Below are 3,265 nucleotides of genomic sequence, written 5' to 3'. Positions count from 1 at the left end.
GTTTGGGTTGAATCGGCTTGGCGCGGTCTTGGTTCACCTCTCCCCGTCGGGGAGAGGTCGGATTGCGAAGCAATCCGGGTGAGGGCTCTTGCTCTCTCGATGGGCCGCAACCCCTCACCCGATTTGCTGCGCAAATCGACCTCTCCCAAGGGAGAGGTGAAGTTTCGACGCCGTTCCAGCTCAACCTAATCTCATCAGACTCTGGGTCGGAGCATGCCTGTCGCCGCTCTTGAAAATACTGCCCGGCGTCACGTCATCGCCCCCACGATCGCGCCCATCAGGCAGGTCGTCAGCGTGCCCGAGACGACCGACTTCAGCCCGAGCGCGTTGATCTCGTCGCGCCGCTCGGGCGCCATGATGCCAAGGCCGCCGATCATGATGCCAAGGCTTGCGAAGTTGGCAAAGCCGCACATCGCGTAGAGCATGATCAGCCGCGAGCGCGGATCGAGCGCGTCGGGGCCGAGCTTCGACAGATCGACATAGGCGATCAGCTCGTTCAGCACGGTCTTGGTGCCCATCAGGCTGCCCGCCGTGATCGCCTGCGGCCAGGGCAGGCCCATCAGCCAGCACACCGGCGCCATCACGTAACCGAGCAGCCGTTGCAGCGAGATCTTCGCGCCGCCGATCTCCGGCAGCAGACCGATGATGGCGTTCGCCAGATACACCAGCGCGACCAGCACCAGCAGCATCGCGATGATGTTCATCAGGAGCTCGAGCCCGGCCGCGGTGCCCTTCACGATGGCATCCATCGTCGACGACACATGGATATCGGGATCGTCGAGCGACCCGCCGGTGCGTTGGTCTGTTGTCTCCGGGATCATGATCAGGCTGACCAGGATCGCGGCTGGCGCGCCGAGCACCGAGGCGATGACGAAATGCGCCGGCGCATCCGGGATCAGCGGTGCGAGCAGCGTGGCATAGAGCACCAGAACGGTGCCGGCGATCCCGGCCATGCCGCCGGTCATCACCAGAAACAATTCGCTGCGCGTCAGTTGTACGAGATAAGGGCGGATGAAGAGCGGGGCTTCGACCATGCCGAGGAAGATATTGGCCGCGGTCGAGAGCCCGACCGCGCCGCCGACGCCGAGCGTGCGCTCCAGCAGCCAGGCCATGCCGCGCACGACCGGCGGCAGCACGCGCCAATAGAACAGCAGCGTCGTCAGCACGCTCATGACCAGCACGATCGGCAGCGCCTGGAAGGCGAGGATGAAATCCGAGCCGGGCGCCTTGGGATCGAACGGCGCGGGGCCGCCGCCGACATAGCCGAACACGAAGGCGGTGCCGGCGTGCGTCGCGGCAGCGATGGTGCCGACGGCATCGTTGATCGCGCCGAACGCCTGCGTTACCAGCGGCACCTTGATCAGCACCAGCGCGGTCACGACGGTGACGGCGAGCCCGATTGCCGCCTGCCGCAGCGACACTTTTCGGCGATTCTCGCTCAACACCCAGGCGATCACGAGCAACGCCACCACGCCGAACGCCGATTGCAACTGCAGCATCACGCCCCCAAGAACCCTCACGCGATTATGGGTGGGGGCCCCGCGCAGCGCAATGCTGTTGCGCGTTCGTCTCGAATCCATTGACAAGTTGCAGGCGCTCGGCCACGCAATCATGCATGTTCTCCGCCACGCCGGCCGGCGCCCACGATCTGCTCGGCCACAGACCGTTCCTGTTCTTCCTGTCGTCGCGCAGCCTGTCGCGCTTCTCCAGCCAGATCGGCGCGGTGGCGATCGGCTGGCAAATCTATGACCTGACCGGCAGCGCGTTCGACCTCGGCATGGTCGGCCTGGTCCAGTTCCTGCCGACCGCGCTGCTGGTGTTCGTCGCCGGCCACGCCGCCGACCGCTTCGAGCGCAAGCGCGTGGTGCAGGCCTGCCAGGTCGCGGAAGCGCTGACCGCATTGTTTCTCGCCGGAAGCACTTTTGCCGGCACCATCTCCGAGATCCAGATCTTCGTCGCGACCTTCGTGCTCGGCATCGCCGGCGCGTTCGAGAGCCCGGCGACATCAGCGCTGTTGCCGCTGATCGCCCCGCAGGGCTCGCTGCAGCGGGCGACCGCGATCTCGAGCAGCGCCGCGCAGGTCGCGACCATCACCGGACCCGCGCTCGGCGGCTTCGCCTATGCACTGATGCCGAGTGCGCCCTACGGCATCATGATGGTGTTCTGGCTGTTCGGCGCGCTGCTGACCGGCGGGATCGGCGGGCTGCAGCAGGCGGCGGCGAAGAACGGCGAGGTGTCGGACGATCTGTTTGCCGGCGTCACTTTCGTGCGCAGCAATCCGGCGATCCTCGGCACCATCTCGCTCGATCTGTTCGCGGTGCTGTTCGGCGGCGTCACCGCGCTGCTGCCGATCTATGCGCGCGACATCCTGCAAACCGGCCCGCTCGGGCTCGGCATCCTGCGCGCCGCGCCCGCGGTCGGTGCGCTGCTGATGACGATGGTGTTGGCGCGGCACACCATCAGCCGCCGCGTGGGATTACGCATGTTCCAGGCGGTGATCGTGTTCGGCGTCGCCACGGTGGTATTCGCGCTGTCGCACTGGATGTGGCTGTCGGCACTGGCGCTCGCGGTGCTCGGCGCCGCCGACACGATCAGCGTCGTGATCCGCTTCTCGCTGGTGCAGCTCGCCACCCCCGACGAGATGCGCGGCCGCGTCGGCGCGGTGAATTTCCTGTTCATCAACGCCTCGAACCAGCTCGGCCAGTTCGAAAGCGGCGTCACCGCGGCGCTGCTTGGCACCGTGCCGTCAGCCGTGCTCGGCGGCGTCGCGACAGTCGCGGTCGCGCTGCTCTGGATGAAGCTGTTCCCGACGCTGCGGGATGTCGAGAAGCTGGAGTAGGGCAGGCTCTCCCCACCGTCATTGCGAGGAGCGAAGCGACGACTTGTCCGCCGAAGCCTTGGCGAAGGCGGAAGCAATCCATTTTTCCTCGCGGGGATGGATGGATTGCTTCGCGGAGCCTGTCATCGGGCGCGCGTTCGCGCGACCCGTTGGCTCGCAATGACGGTGGCCAAAGCTGTGGATCTTCACCTCGCCCCGCTTGCGGGGAGAGGTCGACGCGAAGCGGCGGTGAGGGGGACTCTCCGCGAGGTCACCTTCTCCCCGGCGCACGCACGATTTCGGAATAATGGAAAAATACTGCTGATTTGCCCGACGTGTCAAGTTGCCCGGTCAGACACTGTCAGTAGCTCGTGATCTGTCGCCTGTTTGTAGCTCGTGAAGTGTCGTGTTTTTGGTGCCCCGGAGCAAAGGGGGCGCGATGGGCAC

General features: G+C 65.9%; 2 protein-coding genes. One reads left to right on the top strand and one right to left on the bottom strand.

The window, feature by feature from the left end; all coding sequences use genetic code 11:
- Positions 1-248: 248 nt before the first annotated feature.
- Complete coding sequence (locus AC628_RS41045; protein WP_074132499.1) at positions 249-1,499, bottom strand: NupC/NupG family nucleoside CNT transporter; 1,251 nt, start codon at positions 1,497-1,499, stop codon at positions 249-251.
- A gap of 116 nt (positions 1,500-1,615) precedes the next feature.
- On the opposite strand from AC628_RS41045, the gene AC628_RS41040 reads away from it, so the two are divergent.
- Positions 1,616-2,839: an MFS transporter gene (locus AC628_RS41040; RefSeq protein WP_074132498.1), complete on the top strand. Its 1,224-nt coding sequence runs from the start codon at positions 1,616-1,618 to the stop codon at positions 2,837-2,839.
- Positions 2,840-3,265: the final 426 nt, after the last annotated feature.

Source organism: Bradyrhizobium sp. NAS96.2 (assembly GCF_001908235.1).
Classification (GTDB): domain Bacteria; phylum Pseudomonadota; class Alphaproteobacteria; order Rhizobiales; family Xanthobacteraceae; genus Bradyrhizobium.
This window is presented reverse-complemented; position numbering and strand designations above follow the sequence as displayed.